Here is an 18,696-nt window from a genome sequence, read left to right as displayed (position 1 = left end):
CCTTCTCCTCATCCATGTTCCGTTACAAACTGCACAAATGTAATTACATCCTTAAACACAGGGCCGTTCCCTAACTTCACTGCATCCTCCAACCTGTGGACTTCAACAAGCTGTGACACATCATCGACCCGTCGTGTCACAACCCGCTCACCCGCAGTGCGGAGTCTTGTCGCTTCAGCCAAAGCTTCTACTCGCCTTGCAGCATCATACTGAACCAGAATGGATGGCTGCACGGCCACTAGCTCGCGCACACGAATCGCATCTAACATCCTGGTTGTTTTTAAGGCAAAGCCTGTCGCTGGCGCAGGTCTGCCGAATTGCTGCAAAAGATTGTCATAGCGACCGCCACTCATGACAGGGAAACCAAGCTCAGCCGAATAACCTTCAAAAATCGTTCCAGTGTAATAAGAGAAGTCGCCCACCAATGTCAAATCAAGCATCAGATGGTCAGAGACGCCGTAAGCTTCAAGCACCTCCCACACTCGCTCCAGATGGAACAAGGACAGGCGAGCATGCGGCTCATCAACAAGCGCTCTTGCCTCTTCGACGATACGTCTTCCACCTTGCAGCTGAAGGACAGCCTCAAGCCGTTCCATCTGTTCCTGCTCTATCGGCAGGGTACGAATCAGCTCACGGTAACCTACGACATCCCGCGCCACGAGCAGCTGCATTAAGCGCTGCTGATCCGCCTCACGATCTGGCAATGTATATCCAAAAAGACCTTGCAAAAAACCATGATGGCCTATAGCCACCTTAAACCGCTCTATCCCTGTAGATTGCAAACAAGCTATTGATAATGCAATTACTTCAGCATCAGCCTCTGGAGAAGCGTCACCAACTAGCTCAGCGCCTGTCTGATAAAATTCGGCCTCTCGTCCAGCTTCCTCTTCCATCGAACGAAATACATTTGCATGATAGGACAAACGTATCGGAAGCGATTCTTCGTATAATAGAGATGACACAACACGCGCGATCGGAGCTGTCATGTCTGAACGCAGCACCATCGCGGTGCCCCGCTGATTCAACAGCTTGAACAATTTATGATCGGAGGTGGAACTGGCCATCCCGACAGTATCGTAAAACTCCATCGTTGGTGTCACAATCTGCTCATAGCCCCATCGTGACATACAATTTAACGCTTGCCGCTCAATATATCGTAGTTTGGTGACTGCCTCCGGCAAGTAATCTCGTACACCCGAAGGCTTTTCGAACATTTTGGGTTTAGACATGCCGCTCTCTCCTTAGATCCGTCCCTAATTCTTTATTATATTAACGTACTACCAAATTACCTTATTAGCAAATGAAAGAAATTAGAAGTTATCTTACCACGACCGCCAACTGTCGTCAATCCTCATTGTCTATGAATAGCTTCGCTATAGGTAAACGGATATCGCTACACTGTTTACATTTGTTGCACTCCCCATTCCCTATAAAAAGAGCACCTGTTTGCACAGGTGCCTAACGTTTCTAAATATTGTCCATCCTGCATTTGTAACATAGAGCTTATTTGTTTCATTCACGAACACAAGGACTGCCTGATCAGTGGGATAAAACCCGCTTCTAGCTGACGTACACCACCATAGCCTCTACAACTTCAATGTTCGCTTACTTGGCGCTGGCTGATGTGCCGCCTCAGCCTTCCGACTACCAGCTGGAGGCGAGCCTAGCGCTATCCAAGCCCATGATATGTGCTTAAAGGACCATGATACGACGATCCAGGACAGGGCTATCGCTAATACGTAACCGCTCCCAATATAGAGCGCATACAAAAGTTCATTCCCCTGATGCCACGCCAGCTTACGATAGCCCGCAAGCCATAATGGGTGGAGCAAATAGATCCCAAAGGACAACTGCCCTAATCGATTCAAGACATGGAGACTTCGTTGCGAAAGCTTACGTATAAATAAGTGTCCCGTCTGTAACAATACGACTGCGGACAAGGCTGTGTGTACACACCACAATGCTTCGTACCAGAGCGAATTAAATTCATGGCCTGTCGAACGTGTGACGAACCAGATTTGGACGTGAGATAAGCTAACTAGCATCCAGCTTGCCCAAAGCAGCACATTCCAACGGCGGTAAACACGATAGCTAGTTGCACCCGCGTTACATACCGAATCCAGCCACGGCTGAATTCGGTCATAATGTAAACCGATATATGCTCCGAGCGCATACACGCCCATGTAGGAGAGAGAAATACTTCCCTTTTCCACAATATGAAGCTCATATTTATTCCATAGTACAAATCCCCACTGAATTAGAAAGCCTGTTGGTATAATCCAAGGGCCAACAGCTGGCCTGCGGCACATTTTCAGCAACAGCGGAAATAGCACATAAAATTGCAAGCTAATAAACACAAAATACAAATGGGTATAAGCGGAACCCGTTATCAGCTCTTTACCAAAGGATGTCCACGCCTCAAGCCAACTACGATCCTGTCTGACGGTTATTTGTACAAGTAAAAAATAACAAACGGAAGCAACGGCATAAGGCAGCAATATATATTTTAATCGATTGTGGTAAAAGACTTTCAGCCTCGCTGCGTCCATCTTTTTGTTCCCATAGTTATAGAAGAGCACTAAACTGCTCAACATAATAAAAACAGGAGTGCCAAACTTAAAAAAGATATTTAGCCACGTATACCCGTAAAATAAAGGCGATTGTGTCATCTCGATCGAAGCAAAGGAAGTTGCATGAACCAAGATAACCCCTAATATAGCTATGGCTCTTACGATTGGGAGTGCAGCAATCCATTTATTATTCAATGGGGCCTCCTAGCTCCAAGGCCAGTCACAACATGTACGGTGCACAGCCTTAGCTCCATAAGTATTAACAATACTAGTATCCATTTATAAACCTACATCTTCTCTCCTAAATCTGTTTTGGTGATTAGCCTTGCACAGATTGGGAAGAAGACTTCTGCTGCTGCGTCGTGTGCGCAGCCAATGGCTTCGGTAGCGATCCAAATAAGATCCATGACCAACTGAACCTACGAAAAGCAAATGCGACAACAAGCCATGAAAGCCCTAGTGCCAACACAAAACCTCCCCCAATATAAAGGGGATATGCCCACGCTTGTCCATGATGCCAAGGCCACTTGCGATATAACAACAGAATGATAGGATGCAGCAAGTACACACCAAATGTCACCTCGCCAAAGCGATGAATCATCGTCACAAGGCTTGATTTCCACTTCCGCTCAATATAAGAAGCGGCCTGAATCAGCACCAAGCATGACAAAATTGCATGCACATTCCATATCGCCTCATACCACAGCGTGTTCATTCGCCATTCACCCAGATTTGTCCAATACCAGATCTGAATCTGGAGCACTGCCATAAGGAACCAAACAGACCACAACAAGCGATTCCACCAAGAATACGAGACTGGACTCTCCTTATGACCTAGAGAATTAAACCACCCTTTAAGTGTGTCTGCTTTTAACCCTAGGTAAGCGCCCAGCATCCAATAACTCATATAGGAGAACATGACACTTCCCTTCTGAGGAAGAAGCAACTCGTATTTGTTCCAAATGACAAACCCCCACTGGAGAATTAAACCGATCAGTATAGCATATTTCACAACTAGTTTGGAACGGAATGCAAGTAATAATAGCGGAAACAATAAATAAAATTGAATCAGTAAAAATACGTAATATAAATGCGTGTATGCCGAGCCCGTCGCTAACTTCAAGACAAGTGACTCTAATGTATCCCAAAGCCCTCTACCCCGATAGGCCATCATATGTACAACAGCAAAATAACAAATGGAACTAATCAAATAAGGAACCAAAATGAGCTTGATCCGCTTACGATAGAAAGTTCCGACTCTAGCCCAATTGATATGATCAGACGCATAGTTATAAAACAATACGAAACTGGTTAGAGCAATAAAGGCAGGGACGGCAAATTTACTAAAAATATTAAGGAAGGTGTACACATAATACAAATCAGACTGCTGCGCTTTGGCAACAGCCTCTGATGTACTATGAATTAGCAATACGGCTAGCATAGCTAGTGCACGATAAATAGACAACGATGTAATTGTCTCTTTCTTACTCAATACGAAGCCCCCCTGGCCCGAGGACTACTGGGTGTCGAATCTAGGCTGTAAACTCGGAATTTGATCGTAAAATGTGGATTTCTCTATTGTCGGGTTATACGTTAATGCGGCTCTATTTTGTGGGCAGCATCATATTTCCCGGGAAACAGTTGGACAGTACGTGTGGCGGCATCTACTTGATAACGCACACCAAATGTTCGCTGCAAATCCTCCAACGACAAATACCATCTCCCTGATTGTTGAAATGGACTATGCTTAAACGCAACTCCAACCCCATTCCAAGTCACCTCATAAGACGGTTTTTGTTTTGATTTAACACCGCGATTGCGCAACTGTTCCATCAAGTCTTGAGTCTTAATATTCTGATTACCCCCGTTAATCCGGAAACCATTCCGCGTATCTCGGTCATTGATCCCTCGTTTGACGGTGAACGTAACGTTAATTCCTAGCCCTTTACAAATACGAAGCACATCTTTATTAAATGCACCATAAGGAAAAGCCAGCACGCTGTATGGATTTTGTAATTCTTCCTTTAGCCGTCGTTCAGCCATCGCCAAATCCCCATGCACACGGGCTAAATACTGTTCTCTCGATTCTGTCTGCTTTGTCTTATTGTTGTACAAATAACGGGTTAACATGGGTTTCATGACACCGCGACTATTAATCGGTGCATAAGAATGCGAATTGTACGTGTGGCTAAAAAAGCTGAAACCAGCTTGCTTCATCTCACGCATCTGCTCCCATGTTAGCTTACGTCTTCCGACATGTGCCCGATTGTCGATCGCTGAGACGATAACAAAATTGGTTGCCGTCAAATTATACTTTCTGAATAAAGGATACACATACGTATAAAATGTCTCGTAGCCGTCATCAAAAGTAAGCAGTACCGCATTGTCTGGTACTGGCTTGCCATTCAGCATATATTGCATGTAATCGTTCATGCTTATAACATTAAACCCATGCGCCAGCAGGTTTGTAATCTGATCCTCCAGTTGCTGAGGAGAGATAAACGTTACGTCCTTCGGATTCTGTTCAATATTATGGTACATAATTGTAATGACTTCATTTTCGTAATATTTCGGTTGAAATCGAAACGATGGATTCATTTGTACGGTGTCAGAAAGGTTAAGCACCTTTCCTTTGTGCGAAGTTTGTGCTTTAATGCCGTAAGCTTGCCCCAACGCTGTAACGGGAATGTACCACTCATTGTTGCGTTTGACAGCCTTTCCATTCTGCCACTGTTCTTTGCCCCATGAGATCGCGTATTCCGCTCCCTTGGCGTCTGAAGGCGTATAACCAATTGATGACAATAATAAAACCAATACCATACTTAATATTACATGACGCTTTTTCATCCTTAACCCTCTTTTGACTTATGAAGTTCATCCCATATTGAAATTAGCATAATTTCCTATAGTTGTCATTCATAATTTTTGTACTCCTATGATGTCCGTTTACAATAAAATAACCCTTCTGGCAATACAATCTCATTTCGCCAAAAGGATCATTTAAATGTCGGTCCTCTTCCATATATAACTTGAAAACGGGTTCAAATCTTACACACTAAGCCCTTGCTATAGTTTTAATGCAAATGTCTGTAACTCGGCTTTACGCCTTGATCCACATCACGAATAACTTGCAGCGGATTGCCCCCGACCATCTGACCGGGGAACACATCCTTATGTACAACGGAACCTGCCGCCACAATAGCACCATCTCCAATGGTAACCCCCGGGAGAATTGTACAATTCGCTCCAATCATGACCTCGTCCCCAATTCGAACGTCTCCGAGTCTGTACTCCTTAATTAGGTACTCATGTGCCAATATCGTTGTATTGTAACCAATAATCGAGTTGTTACCCACATGTATCCGCTCAGGGAAAAAGACATCTACCATCACCATAAGTCCAAAGGCGGTATGTTTCCCCACCTTCATTTTTAATATTCGGCGATAAATCCAATTTTTGAGCGGCAAATAGGGGCAGTACCGTGCAAGCTGGATAAAAATAAAATTACGAATCCCTTTCCAGGGACTGACCGTGCGATAGATGTGCCATAAACTATTCGGTCCCTCGACGGGGTACCGCTGTGTATTACGCACCTTCGTTTCGCTCCAATCCGACTATTGCGTATAGATCACGCATGTCATAAATGATATGGCGCGGATCATATTGGCGGAGCACCTGCTCACCTTTAAGTGACCAAGCGACACCGCAAGAGATCACGCCTGCCGCGTTCGCAGATTGAATGTCCGCCGGACTGTCTCCAACCATCAGCGTCGTTGCGGGATCTGCATTTAACGCTTTAACCGCCATCAACACCGGCTCCGGATGAGGCTTCGCATGTGTCACATCATCAACCGTGACAATCACACCCATCTGATCAAACAATTCGAACATGCCGAGGGCACGTTCAGTCGATTTTCTCACCTTTGTTGTTACAACTCCCAATTGAATACCCGCCGTCGCAAATCTATTAACAACCTCGTTGACATAAGGGAATGGCTGTACAAGCTCATCATGTCGTGTCAAGTTGTAAGCCCGATAGGCCGCTGCCAAATCATCCACGTTGTCCCGCTTCGTAAATATTCTGAACTGCTCCTGCAGTGTTAGACCCATGCTAGGGATAATATGCTCGCGTGTGAACGGAGACGGCACGATATCCTGTAGAACATGAAGAAATGTCTCAATGATTAACTCGTTCGTATCAATAATAGTACCATCCAAGTCAAACAATACCGTTCGAATCATAATTACTTATTCTCCTTCGTTTCCTTGCTGTCCACTTCACCCGATGTATGGGCTGACGCTTCTGTTTCTACACGTTCAGCTGGAGTTGCTTGATTAATGGAGTTGGATTGCTCCGTTGCTCCTCCATGAGCCGCAGCAGTCTGCACTACACGCGTACAGATGATCGGATCACTGTAACGCACGTTGGCTCTGCCTGTTAGTCGGCGCACTACAATAAGAATAATACCTGCAATGACTAATACGATAGCAAGCAGCTGTGAAATACGAACATTTCCGTATTCTGGGCTCAGAAACCCTGGCTCAAAGAGCACTGTCATCGGGGACCAGAGCGTATCAACAAACGATTGGACTGCACTGGAGCCTTGGTAAGCCAAACTATCCGTCCGCAACCCTTCAATAAAGAAACGGCCAAGTGAGTACCAGATCAAATAACCAATAAAGATCTCGCCCGCACGTATGTGACGCAAGCGCCGTATACCAAACAGCAGCAATATACCAACCAAATTCCATACGGATTCATATAAGAATGTAGGATGATGGAACGTTCCACTCACATTCATCTGATTTACGATAAAGTCAGGCAGATGCAGCGTATTTCTTAAAAACGTTTCGGAGACCGGACCGCCATAAGCTTCCTGATTGACAAAATTGCCCCAACGACCAATTGCTTGGCCGATTAATAACGAAGGCCCACAAATATCTGCGATCCGCCAAAATGTATACCCTTTATATTTAACAAATATGAGCGCAAAAATAACTGCCGCTATTAAAGCCCCGTATATCGCAATACCACCGTGCCATATTGCAAAAACTTCAAGTGGGTTATCCTTGTACTCATCCCACTTAAATGCAACATAATACGCCCGCGCACCAACAAGTGCAGACGGCACGCCTATCAAGAGCAGATCCATAAAGAAATCTTGCGAAATGCCAAAACGCTTTCCTTCCCGCATTGCAAACAGCAATCCAACAAGCGCCGCGGTTCCTAAAATAAGACCGTACCAATGCACACTTATTGGACCCAACTGAATCGCAATCGGATCAAGCAACAGGGTTGCCATGAAGTTGTTCTCCCCTTTTTAACGAACTACAATAAGATCACTATATAATGTAGGAAAAAATAGATTAATGGACATTGTCACGGTTTACACCTGCCTGTTGTGTTCGATCAAGCCTGACAAAATACAACTCAAAGTTACAGGCTCCGCAAAGCTAGGCTAGTGACATGTGCCCGTCCTGTCCTTAATCAAAATCTTCCGTGTCCTCATTGATTTGTTCAGTTAACTTATTTGTAAATTGTAACGCCGCGTTATACCCCATACGCTTTAGACGGAAGTTCATCGCCGCCACCTCGATAATAACAGCCAAGTTCCGCCCTGGACGAACAGGGATCGTAACCAATGGGATGTCGGTATCAATTATACGCGTAGTCTCCTCATCCAGCCCTAGTCGATCATACTGTTTATCCTGCTGCCAATTCTCCAAGCGAATAACTACGCTAATACGTTTATTGTTGCGGATTGCTCCCGCCCCAAACAAAGTCATAACATTAATAATACCGATTCCACGTATTTCCAACAAATGGCGAATTAGCTCAGGAGCTGATGCATGCAATTGATTGTCCGATGTCTGACGAATCTCAACCGCATCATCTGCGACTAGACGATGACCACGCTTGACCAGTTCTAGTGCTGTTTCACTTTTCCCGATGCCGCTGCCTCCTGTAATTAGCATGCCAACACCATATACATCAACAAGTACGCCATGAATGGTGGCCGTAGGCGCAAGCTTCTTCTCAAGAAAATTAGTAATTCTGCTCGATAATGTTGTCGTAGCAAGCGGTGAGCGAAGTAAAGGAACCTCGTGCTCTTGGCAAATTTGAATCAGTTCTTCAGGCACTTCAATTCCACGTGTGATGACAATACAAGGTATCTCATCAGCTACAAAGTGGCGCATCCGATCCAATCGTTCTTCTACAGGCAACGTTTCAAAAAACGTTAATTCTGTCTTGCCCAGCATTTGTACACGCTCAGTTGGATGATAGTCGAAGTATCCCGCCATCTCCAGGCCTGGTCGATGCAAGTCATCAACAGTAATGACACGTTTCATGCCTTGTTCCCCTGCGAGTATTTCGAGATGAAATTGCTCGACAAGTTCGGACACCTTCACCTTCTTGGCCATCTTCGTTCACTCCTTCTCATCTGCATATTACCGGATTGTTATGTATGTTTGTTGTCAATGACCGTAATCTTGCAGTTCTATCTCAATGTAACCATCGTAAATGAAATTCAGATCGAAATCAATGTATGCTCATTTTCCCAAAATGCCCTCCATTAAATATTTTAGTCCTACTATTATAGTCACTAAAATATTTTTTACATTTTATTGATATTGTTTTCAATAAGAGCAGGAATTCAGCCCTGTTCTACCGAATTGGTTTCTATGGCTGATCCATACAGGAGGTGATAGCAAGGATGGAAGCGCTTTAAACTTCTGTCCTAATCCTATAACTACGCTCCACTTCATCAATGTGATGCATGTTGGAGCCATAAGAGCAATATTCATATGACAAAGGAGGTAATTAATTTATGTACAGAACCGCATATCGCCCTTCAATTCGTTCTTTATCTACGCTGCTAATTGGGGTACTCGTATTCCTGCTTATCCCCGTTTCCGCATTCGGGGCAGCTCAATGGGTGCCAAACACCCCCTACTTGAAAGGCGACATCGTCACGTATCAAGCAGTTAACTATGAATGTATTCAGCCACATACCTCACTTACAGGCTGGGAACCACCGGCAGTTCAAGCACTCTGGAAAGTAAGCACACAGCCCTCAGACACCATCGCACCTTCCGTTCCTGCCTCACTGCAATCACCTGCTCACACATCCAACTCTGTGTCTCTTACTTGGCAAGCTTCGACCGATAATGTTGCCGTGACTGGATACAATGTATACAACGGCTCCTCTGTCGTAGGCACGACGACTAACCTCAACTATCAAGTTAACGGCTTGGCAAGTGATACACTTTACACGTTTAAAGTAGCTGCATTTGATGCTGCTGGTAATGTTTCTGCGCCAAGCGCTAACCTTGACGTTCGAACAGATGCGGCTCCGCCTGATGCAATTGCGCCAACCGCTCCTACTAACGTACGAAGCACCTCCATTACAGCCAACACAATTGCGTTAGCTTGGAATGCAAGCACTGACAATGTTGGTGTTACCCAGTACGAGATCGTTGTCAACGGGCAAGTAGCCTCTACAAGCGCAGCAACCGCTTGGACAGCAACAGGCTTAACTGCCAACACCGTGTATACTATTGTCGTGCGCGCGCTTGATGCAGCTGGCAATCGCTCAGCTGACAGTACGAGTTTAAGCGTTGCTACTTTATCGACAAACCCGCCACTTACAACAGCTAAAGTGTTAGTTGGGTACTGGCACAATTTCGACAACGGCTCCACCAATATTCGACTACGCGACGTTTCATCTAACTATGACGTCATCAACGTTTCCTTTGCAGAGCCTGTTGGTGACTATGCAACGATGGCCTTTACTCCTTACAACTCCACCAAAGAACAATTCAAAGCTGACATTTTGGAGTTGCAGGGCAAAGGTAAGAAAGTAAACATTTCACTCGGTGGGGCTAACGGAACGGTTGAACTCACAACTGCTGCTGCAAAACAAAGCTTTATTACAACGATGAACAATATTATTAATGAGTATGGTTTTAACGGGATCGATATCGACTTAGAGGGAAGTTCCTTATCCTTGAACGGGGGCGATACCGACTTCAGAAATCCAACCACCCCTAAGATTGTGAATTTGATCTCCGCAATCCAGACGATTCTTACTGCACAAGGCTCTAACTTTATGCTGACAATGGCACCTGAAACTGCTTATGTACAAGGTGGAATTACAGGATATGGTGGTCCTTGGGGCGCTTACTTGCCTGTTATTTATGCCTTTAAAGACCGAATGAACTTTATCCATGTCCAACACTACAACACAGGTGCCATGACAGCTCTTGATGGGCGCTCTTACAGCCAAGGCACAGCTGACTTCCAAGTCGCAATGGCGGAGATGCTACTGCAGGGCTTCCCGATTGCAGGCAATGCAAACAATAAGTTCCCTGCGCTCCGTGAAGATCAAGTTGCGATCGGACTTCCTTCTACACCAAATGCAGCAAGTGGTGGCTTTACTGCGGCGGCAGATATCGACAAAGCCGTTAAATATTTAACTAAGGGCATCGGGTATGGAGGCACTTATCAATTGATGAAGCCTGGCGGTTATACGAACTTCCGAGGAGTTATGACATGGTCCATTAACTGGGATAAAAAATCAAATCTTAGCTTTTCTAATCCCGTTCGCGCAACCCTTGACGGCTTAAAATAGCAGTTCCCATTCAACCCTTCCCAGAGATTTGAATTCAGGGCTGCTTATAATCCGCTTATATTGTGTAAACATCACTATTGTATACAAACTTCAACCTACTAAATCAGCCTATATTTATCTCCAATCAAGAAATAGAGAAGGGCCTGGTGCATGTGCACCAGGCCCTTCTTCGTATCGAGATTACAGTTCGAATACGTTTAGTTCGGAATCTTTATCAAATACATGGACTTTGTTCATGTCGATTGCTAATTTAACGTTTTGACCATCTTTAGAGTTAGAACGGCCATCTACACGAGCGATCACGTTCGCGTTGCCCAAGCCACCTAAGTACAAGAACATTTCATGACCCATATTCTCTGTAACTTCGATAGAAGCTGTGAAGATGCTGTTAGGGGATGCTTCCAAGAATACAGGCTCCTCATGGATATCCTCTGGACGCACGCCGAGAATTACTTCTTTACCTACATAGCCCTTCTCTTTCAACGCTTGTGCTTTGCCAGCTGGTACGATAACATCCAAGTTGCTGCCTTTGAAATGAAGATCGCCGCCCGCTTCTGTCAGTGTACCATTGATAAAGTTCATCGTAGGGGAACCAATAAATCCTGCAACGAACATATTAACCGGATGATTGTACAATTGATCTGGAGCAGCCGCTTGTTGAATGTAGCCGTCTTTCATAACGACGATACGGTCACCCATCGTCATCGCTTCAATCTGGTCATGCGTTACATAGATAACCGTAGTTTGAAGACGTTTAGCAAGCTTCGTAATCTCCGAACGCATTTGTCCGCGAAGTTTAGCATCCAAGTTGGAAAGTGGTTCATCCATCAAGAATACTTGTGGCTCACGTACGATAGCACGGCCGAGTGCAACACGCTGGCGTTGTCCACCAGACAAAGCTTTAGGCTTGCGATCCAACAAATGCTCAATATCGAGGATGCGCGCTGCTTCACGTACACGCTTGTCGATATCTTCTTTTTTGAACTTACGCAATTTCAGACCAAATGCCATATTTTGATACACGTTCATATGTGGATACAACGCGTAAGATTGGAATACCATCGCAATGTCGCGGTCTTTAGGAGCAACATCGTTCACGATGCGATCGCCGATAAACAATTTACCTTCAGAAATTTCTTCAAGACCTGCGATCATACGCAAAGTCGTTGACTTACCACAACCGGACGGACCTACAAGTACGAGGAATTCCTTGTCTTGAATGTCAAGATTGATATCAACAACAGTTGCCTTATCAGATCCTGGATATTTCTTGTATACATGTTCTAAGCGTACGCCTGCCATGAGTATTTCCCCCTTAACGTTGTCTTCTTGTAATCGGTTACTTCTTATATACTTATCTTACCTAAACCCTGTACAATTGACTATACACAAACCTCACAAAAAAGCGCTTACCTATTTTGTTACTTTGTACAATAGTAATATCAGTTTAACTAATACCGCATCCGAGAAAGAACGAACATCAAGTCCCGTTTCTTGTTTAATCTTATCTAGTCGATACAACAGCGTATTACGGTGAATGTACAAACGCTTAGCTGTCTCACTTACACTGCAATCGTACTGAAAGAACGTTTGTAGCGTGCCCATCGTCTCCGAATCGCCGAATTGCTCCGTCTTTGTCACAACCCTTTTCATGAATTGCTTACGGACTTCATCCGGTATACTGTATACAAGCTGCTCCAAATGGAGCTCCCACGGTAAATGAATATTTTCCGTGATGTGGAACGTACGTCCAAGATATATCGTCTCCCGCATACGCGATACAATGCTTGGTATTCCCTTCACTGGTGTAAACGGATAAGCAACCGTCAAATTGGACTCCCCAACCCACTCGGCAGCCAACAGCTCGTATAATCCCAAGCAGAAGGAGGTTAGCATTTCTTCCATCGTTTCTTTATTGTCGGGGTCCTCGTCTTGCTCCCCTGAGCTAGCAAGACTTTCAGGCACTAATATACACCATTCTTTATCTGACAACGGGAAAATAACAAGCTCTCCTCCAAAATAGGACTTTAGCAGCTTATAGAGGTGGGCATAGCTTGGACCTTCACGATGCGAATGCTCTGCAACAAGCAAGAACGGAATGACCGGAGCAAACATTTTTGTTTTCCAGGAAAACGAGTCCGGCACCTCCGCTTGCGTATCCTTTGCCTGAAGGCGTTCCACGATCCATTGACCGAATTGTACGGCCTGCTGCTCGTCTCCTCCTGTCGTTAAGGACGAGCTCTTTCGACTGCTTAAATCAAGCCACAACAACGTCTCCAGCCATTGGCGCTCACGCTCCGATAACAAATCAGATGCACAATGCAGCAAGTCCGTCTGGGATGATCCTTGCTTCCATAGCATATAACACTGATCCTCGTGCACGATTAAAGACGGCGGCATTACGTGGGTCGATTGACCGTCTGCTTGGGCGGATTTCACCCAATTTTTCCAAGTTGCTGTAGATATAGTCTTCTTATCTAAGGGTACATTGATGATCCGTTCGATTTGCTCACGCAGATTCTGCTTGTCCATCTTCTTCCTCAGCCCATTTCCTCAACTTTCTAGTCATACTGCCTTAATTGTAACATACGGACCTTCATGTATCATCTCAGACAAGGATTGTAGAGCTACAGGATCGTCATCACTCAGACTACAAACTTAAACAGGCAACCCTCCCCTGATCGGAGTTGAGGTTGCCTGCGTCTTCTTACTTATTTAACTACCTTATATCCACATAATGTTATCCCACCACAACATCATTTCATAATCCGGCTTTCTCAACTGACAAGATTGATTCAGCATACTGTCGCTATGGTAGCCGTGCTGTACGACTGCGCAGTGTAACCCCTGCAACACTTAAACTCCCCAGCTTCGCACCACGTGTAGGCTCACTCAACGCAAATGCGAATTGGAAGTCCCCTTCTTCTAAGCTATGTGTAATGATCGGAATTTTAATCGTTTTCTCCGTTTCACCGGCAGCGAACTTCAGCACCCCAGAGGAAGCCGCATAGTGCACCCCAGCAATAGCAGTTCCGTCCTGTGTACCGTAGACTACACTTGTGACTCCTTGACGATCACCAATCCGTTGTACTCGCAACTCAACATATCCAGCATCTTGGGAAATTACCTCCGATTGAGCAAACTGAAATGTTCCATTTGTTTGTGTATTAACATATATGGCTTGTTTCGGGTCTAAAAAGAATGGAAAAAAACTGATGTCAACCTTACCATCCCCTGTGAAGTCCCCAGCCAATAAGTTTAATTTTGTCCCTGTACCCCCTACAATAATAGTAGTTTCCGGACCGAAGCCTGCACCAGGAATGAAGTATCTTGCAGCAATATCATTACCCGAAATATTTACTATATCTAAAAATCCATCTTGATTCAGATCAACCAAGTTATCACGAGAACCAACTAGAGAAACTTGTTCAGGCAAAATGTCATTTATGCCTACATTGCTTCCATAATAAAGCCTCGCTCCAAAAGAACTGCTGGTCGTGAGTAAATCAGCATATCCATCCTTGTTGTAGTCATCTACATAAGCCTCATCACAGCCTACGATTTGCTTTTCATACGAAAATGTTCCGTCCGTTTGTTTATTAAAAACAACAAGTGACTTTTTACCCAAGGAGTCCCGTGTGATAAGAGCTATGTCCATTAACCCATCGCCATTCCAATCTCCGCCATATGCATGTACTATGGGATCTGACACTAGATCCTCTCTCATCGTCTCCAGATAAATATAATTTGAACTGCCTTGCAACAGAATAACGTTATTTGTGTTATCCACATATAAAATATCGACTACGCCATCATTTGTCACATCAGCCAGCTCATAAGAACGCTTATTGGGAACTGATATGTTAGCCTCCATAACAAAGTCGCCTTGGTTATTTTCGCCTACCACAATGAGATTATCCGTGCCACTTTTAATAATTTCATCTCGCTTATCGTTATCCAGATCGATAATACGATCAAAAGATTGAAGACCGATATCTTGATGTGTATACAACCCTTTCGCATAGTTCTTATAAACGGCTACCGGGTTATAAGAGTCTCCAGATCTCAAGAAATCCTCTATTTGATTGCCATCGAAATCACCTGTGTAAAGGCGGCTATCCATTATATGATCTACGTGGTCCATTCTTACATATAGTGGGACATTGGCAGGAACTTCGAAAGGATCGGGAAGGGTGACGCTCCCCCTCAGCACGTTACTTGATTTCCCATTAGCACTATTCGCTTTAACCTCCAACTGATACGTTTGCCCCGTAACAAGTGCTGTATTCCATTGATAACGATACACGTCACCTGACACAGTAACAGGCATAAGCTTTTGATTGAGCTCCTGAATTTCATAGCTCTGTACAGGTATCCCATTACTAATAGCAGCAGGCCAGGATAGAGTCATAGAAGTTGTGCTAACATCCCCAATTCCAAGGAATGCATCTTGAGGCCAGACTGGACTGCCTCCAACAGGGGTAGACTCATCGTCTTGAATTTGAATCGTTATCGTAGCCGGATCACCAATCTTAATACCCCGGTCTGGGTTGCTCAGGCTGATAGTAAATGAACGGGATATATCTGCTTTGTTATTATCATAAATAGGGATTGTCAACCATTTTGCTGTTTCCCCATGATCAAACTCAAGTATCCCCCTTGATCGGGCGTAATCTTTCCCAGCCTTAGCAGTACCATCAACTGTAGCATAATTTAAATACCCATACCCGTAACTCCCGTTAGTTCTTGTTATTTTAACTAAAAGAGACTTTTCATTTTCAAAAACGTCCTGCTGTGCTTGAACAAAATGTATACTACCTGCTGGCACTTGATTCTGATAAATGCTGATCTTGCTTGAAGTTGGCATATAATCGACAATATCAGGCTTGCCGTCCTGATTTACATCTTCAAATAGCTGTGTGCCCGTTGGTATCGACACATATAAGGAACCCTTAATATCTAAGCCATTCCCCTTCTGATTCCATCTGTAATACCAATCGCCGCCAAATGGAGTATAGACCAATTCAGGAAAAGTATCACCATTCAGATCCACTAGCTCAACTTGCTTGGGTAAATAACTCGTGTTAAAAAGTTGCCCAATTTCAAGCTCCATATACTGACTAAACTGTCCTGCTGCATCCCCATAATATATCGCAATCTTTTCATTGGGATAGTAACTATTAGCCTTAGGAGCAACAACATCAGCAAAGCCGTCACCGTTAACATCACCAATTGCAAACACAAACGTCATGCTGTCTGCAGCAGGAAAGCTCTTTACTTGCGTGAATGTCAGGTCCCCATTACCTTTTAGAATAATTGCGCCGCTGGAAAGTCCTTGATAGGCTAAATCTTGATTTCCATCTTGGTTCCAATCACCACTAACCAACTTAATGATCGGTGCATTTCCAGCTGCATTATAATCTTGATGACCAACTTCTGTGTAATTAAAGTTAGATGCGCCTTTATAATAGTTAATGCGCTTCGGCGTAACAACAATCAGATCGCAAATTCCATCGTTATCAAAGTCTCCTGTATCAATGTGTGCTACATCTTGGAGTATGATTTTACTTTTGTACATATAAGTGCCTGATGAAGTAAGTTCATATATTTGAACCTCCTTCTTACCTATTGCGATCACCTCTGAAGTACCATCACCATTCATATCTTTAATACGAACAGACACAAGCATAGGATCTGGATTTTTTGCTGTAAAAGGTTCTCGAATAAAAGTCCCGTTAGTCTGACCTTTATAAAGAACAATGGCATAATTAGAACTAACTATCGCGTAGTCCAACTCCCCTTGTCTATCCAAATCTCCTGACGTTATAAACTTTATGGAATCCTGGAAAGTATAGTCCCGAACCCACTCAAACACATTTCTTGACTTACCTGCAGATTCTGCGTGAGCAACAAAACTAAAGTAAGGTAATAACAGTGTCAACAACAAACAGATACAGGTCGTAACGGCAACATGGCGGCTTGAGAAAAAAGTGGTCATTGTCAATTCTCCTTTATCGTTCATTTAATAAGAGTAATCGCAAAGAGGTATCTTGATGGAGGATATTTGTATAACTATACAATATGTATCGTAACATAGTTAGCATTGTAAGAACATCTAATTATATACATCAATTACGTCATGTACATAACTTATTCAAATCGGTTATTGAAATAACATGTGGCCGATGCAGGCAAGTTCTGAAACTATCAATAAACAACAAAAAAGCTCCAAGGTTTCCCTTGAAGCTTGTACGTTCATAACTGGTGAGCCATGAAGGACTCGAACCTTCGACACCCTGATTAAAAGTCAGGTGCTCTACCAACTGAGCTAATGGCTCGTAAATGGTGGAGGATGATGGATTCGAACCACCGAACCCGGACGGGAGCAGATTTACAGTCTGATGCGTTTGGCCACTTCGCTAATCCTCCAAATTTACATGGTGGCTCGGGACGGAATCGAACCGCCGACACGAGGATTTTCAGTCCTCTGCTCTACCGACTGAGCTACCGAGCCATGTTATATGCAGTTATGAATACAAATAAGTATCGGAACTCTATCGTCAACTTCTTTGTAGAATAAATGGCGGAGCTGACGGGATTCGAACCCGCGGTCTCCTGCGTGACAGGCAGGCATGTTAGGCCTCTACACCACAGCTCCACACATTGGTAAAAATGGTGCCGGCGAAAGGAGTCGAACCCTCGACCTACTGATTACAAGTCAGCCGCTCTACCAACTGAGCTACACCGGCAAAATATGGTGGACGCTGACGGGATCGAACCGCCGACCCTCTGCTTGTAAGGCAGATGCTCTCCCAGCTGAGCTAAGCGTCCTGGTTTTGTTGCGATAAAAAAGATATGGTAGCGGCGAAGGGGATCGAACCCCCGACCTCACGGGTATGAACCGTACGCTCTAGCCAGCTGAGCTACACCGCCACATCAAAATATAACTTCTTTTCAGTTAAGAATACACTGGCGGAGAGAGAGGGATTCGAACCCTCGCGGCTGTAACACCCTAACGCTTTAGCAAAGCGTCCCCTTCGGCCTCTTGGGTATCTCCCCGTAACATTAGGCGAACGCTTCAAACTTGTCCACCGTATTATACGTGCTTCTTAGCCGAAACTCAAAGCTTGCACTTTGAAAACTGAATGCGAAGTGTACATGACTTACTTAGAATGATTAGGATAAGCCCTCGACCGATTAGTATTCGTCAGCTCCACACATTACTGTGCTTCCACCCCGAACCTATCTACCTCGTCGTCTTCAAGGGGTCTTACTAATTGGGAAATCTCATCTTGAGGGGGGCTTCACGCTTAGATGCTTTCAGCGCTTATCCCTTCCGTACTTGGCTACCCAGCTATGCCTCTGGCGAGACAACTGGTACACCAGCGGTACGTCCATCCCGGTCCTCTCGTACTAAGGACAGCTCCTCTCAAATTTCCTACGCCCGCGACAGATAGGGACCGAACTGTCTCACGACGTTCTGAACCCAGCTC

At 44.5% G+C, this 18,696-nt stretch carries 12 protein-coding genes, 8 tRNA genes and 1 rRNA gene; 1 reads left to right on the top strand and 20 read right to left on the bottom strand.

Annotation, left to right across the window (positions count from 1 at the left end):
• Positions 1 to 8: 8 nt before the first annotated feature.
• The 8 genes from H509_RS0122675 to hprK all read right to left on the bottom strand — a co-directional run bounded on the left by H509_RS0122675 (position 9) and on the right by hprK (position 8,993).
• On the bottom strand, positions 9 to 1,229 hold the full coding sequence (locus tag H509_RS0122675; protein WP_028547075.1) for an ATP phosphoribosyltransferase regulatory subunit: 1,221 nt from the start codon (positions 1,227 to 1,229) through the stop codon (positions 9 to 11).
• Positions 1,230 to 1,586: 357 nt separating this feature from the next.
• Positions 1,587 to 2,765, bottom strand: a complete 1,179-nt coding sequence (locus tag H509_RS26395) for an acyltransferase (protein ID WP_036698730.1) — start codon at positions 2,763 to 2,765, stop codon at positions 1,587 to 1,589.
• A 124-nt stretch (positions 2,766 to 2,889) separates the two neighbouring features.
• On the bottom strand, positions 2,890 to 4,062 hold the full coding sequence (locus H509_RS0122665) for an acyltransferase (protein WP_028547074.1): 1,173 nt from the start codon (positions 4,060 to 4,062) through the stop codon (positions 2,890 to 2,892).
• 101 nt (positions 4,063 to 4,163) lie between these two features.
• Positions 4,164 to 5,417, bottom strand: coding sequence for a polysaccharide deacetylase family protein (locus H509_RS0122660; RefSeq protein WP_028547073.1), 1,254 nt, complete (start codon positions 5,415 to 5,417; stop codon positions 4,164 to 4,166).
• Positions 5,418 to 5,644: 227 nt separating this feature from the next.
• A complete protein-coding gene (locus tag H509_RS0122655; protein ID WP_028547072.1) occupies positions 5,645 to 6,163 on the bottom strand; it encodes an acyltransferase in 519 nt (172 codons plus the stop codon).
• Complete coding sequence (gene ppaX / locus H509_RS0122650; protein WP_028547071.1) at positions 6,156 to 6,812, bottom strand: pyrophosphatase PpaX; 657 nt, start codon at positions 6,810 to 6,812, stop codon at positions 6,156 to 6,158. Before ppaX ends, H509_RS0122655 begins: the two co-directional genes overlap by 8 nt.
• Positions 6,813 to 6,814: 2 nt before the next feature.
• The gene (gene lgt / locus H509_RS26390; protein WP_051287539.1) at positions 6,815 to 7,873 is read right to left on the bottom strand and encodes a prolipoprotein diacylglyceryl transferase; all 1,059 of its coding nucleotides are present in this window, start codon (positions 7,871 to 7,873) and stop codon (positions 6,815 to 6,817) included.
• A 181-nt stretch (positions 7,874 to 8,054) separates the two neighbouring features.
• Positions 8,055 to 8,993 (bottom strand): HPr(Ser) kinase/phosphatase, encoded by a 939-nt coding sequence (gene hprK / locus H509_RS0122640; protein WP_028547070.1) that lies wholly within the window; start codon positions 8,991 to 8,993, stop codon positions 8,055 to 8,057.
• Between the two features lie 407 nt (positions 8,994 to 9,400).
• Here hprK and H509_RS0122635 point away from each other — a divergent pair, with 407 nt between their 5' ends.
• Positions 9,401 to 11,203 (top strand): fibronectin type III domain-containing protein, encoded by a 1,803-nt coding sequence (locus H509_RS0122635; RefSeq protein ID WP_051287538.1) that lies wholly within the window; start codon positions 9,401 to 9,403, stop codon positions 11,201 to 11,203.
• A 180-nt stretch (positions 11,204 to 11,383) separates the two neighbouring features.
• Here the strand turns inward: H509_RS0122635 and H509_RS0122630 are convergent, their stop codons facing one another.
• From H509_RS0122630 to H509_RS0122575, 12 genes are all read right to left on the bottom strand, one after another.
• Positions 11,384 to 12,505, bottom strand: coding sequence for an ABC transporter ATP-binding protein (locus tag H509_RS0122630; protein ID WP_028547068.1), 1,122 nt, complete (start codon positions 12,503 to 12,505; stop codon positions 11,384 to 11,386).
• 111 nt (positions 12,506 to 12,616) lie between these two features.
• Positions 12,617 to 13,735 carry a PucR family transcriptional regulator gene (locus H509_RS0122625; protein ID WP_028547067.1) on the bottom strand — a complete coding sequence of 373 codons (1,119 nt, stop codon included), beginning with the start codon at positions 13,733 to 13,735 and terminating at the stop codon, positions 12,617 to 12,619.
• 277 nt (positions 13,736 to 14,012) lie between these two features.
• Positions 14,013 to 17,201, bottom strand: a complete 3,189-nt coding sequence (locus H509_RS0122620) for an FG-GAP-like repeat-containing protein (protein ID WP_028547066.1) — start codon at positions 17,199 to 17,201, stop codon at positions 14,013 to 14,015.
• A gap of 264 nt (positions 17,202 to 17,465) precedes the next feature.
• A tRNA-Lys gene (locus tag H509_RS0122615) sits at positions 17,466 to 17,541 on the bottom strand.
• A gap of 5 nt (positions 17,542 to 17,546) precedes the next feature.
• Positions 17,547 to 17,632 (bottom strand) — tRNA-Tyr (locus H509_RS0122610).
• 9 nt (positions 17,633 to 17,641) lie between these two features.
• A tRNA-Phe gene (locus tag H509_RS0122605) sits at positions 17,642 to 17,717 on the bottom strand.
• A 67-nt stretch (positions 17,718 to 17,784) separates the two neighbouring features.
• A tRNA-Asp gene (locus H509_RS0122600) sits at positions 17,785 to 17,861 on the bottom strand.
• Positions 17,862 to 17,876: 15 nt separating this feature from the next.
• Positions 17,877 to 17,952, bottom strand: a tRNA-Thr gene (locus H509_RS0122595).
• Between the two features lie 6 nt (positions 17,953 to 17,958).
• Positions 17,959 to 18,034 (bottom strand) — tRNA-Val (locus tag H509_RS0122590).
• Between the two features lie 25 nt (positions 18,035 to 18,059).
• Positions 18,060 to 18,136 (bottom strand) — tRNA-Met (locus tag H509_RS0122585).
• Between the two features lie 37 nt (positions 18,137 to 18,173).
• Positions 18,174 to 18,262 (bottom strand) — tRNA-Ser (locus H509_RS0122580).
• A 118-nt stretch (positions 18,263 to 18,380) separates the two neighbouring features.
• Positions 18,381 to 18,696, bottom strand: a 23S ribosomal RNA gene (locus tag H509_RS0122575); the annotation flags it as partial.

Origin of the sequence: Paenibacillus taiwanensis DSM 18679 (assembly GCF_000425125.1) — a bacterium.
GTDB lineage: Bacteria > Bacillota > Bacilli > Paenibacillales > Paenibacillaceae > Paenibacillus_B > Paenibacillus_B taiwanensis.
This window is presented reverse-complemented; position numbering and strand designations above follow the sequence as displayed.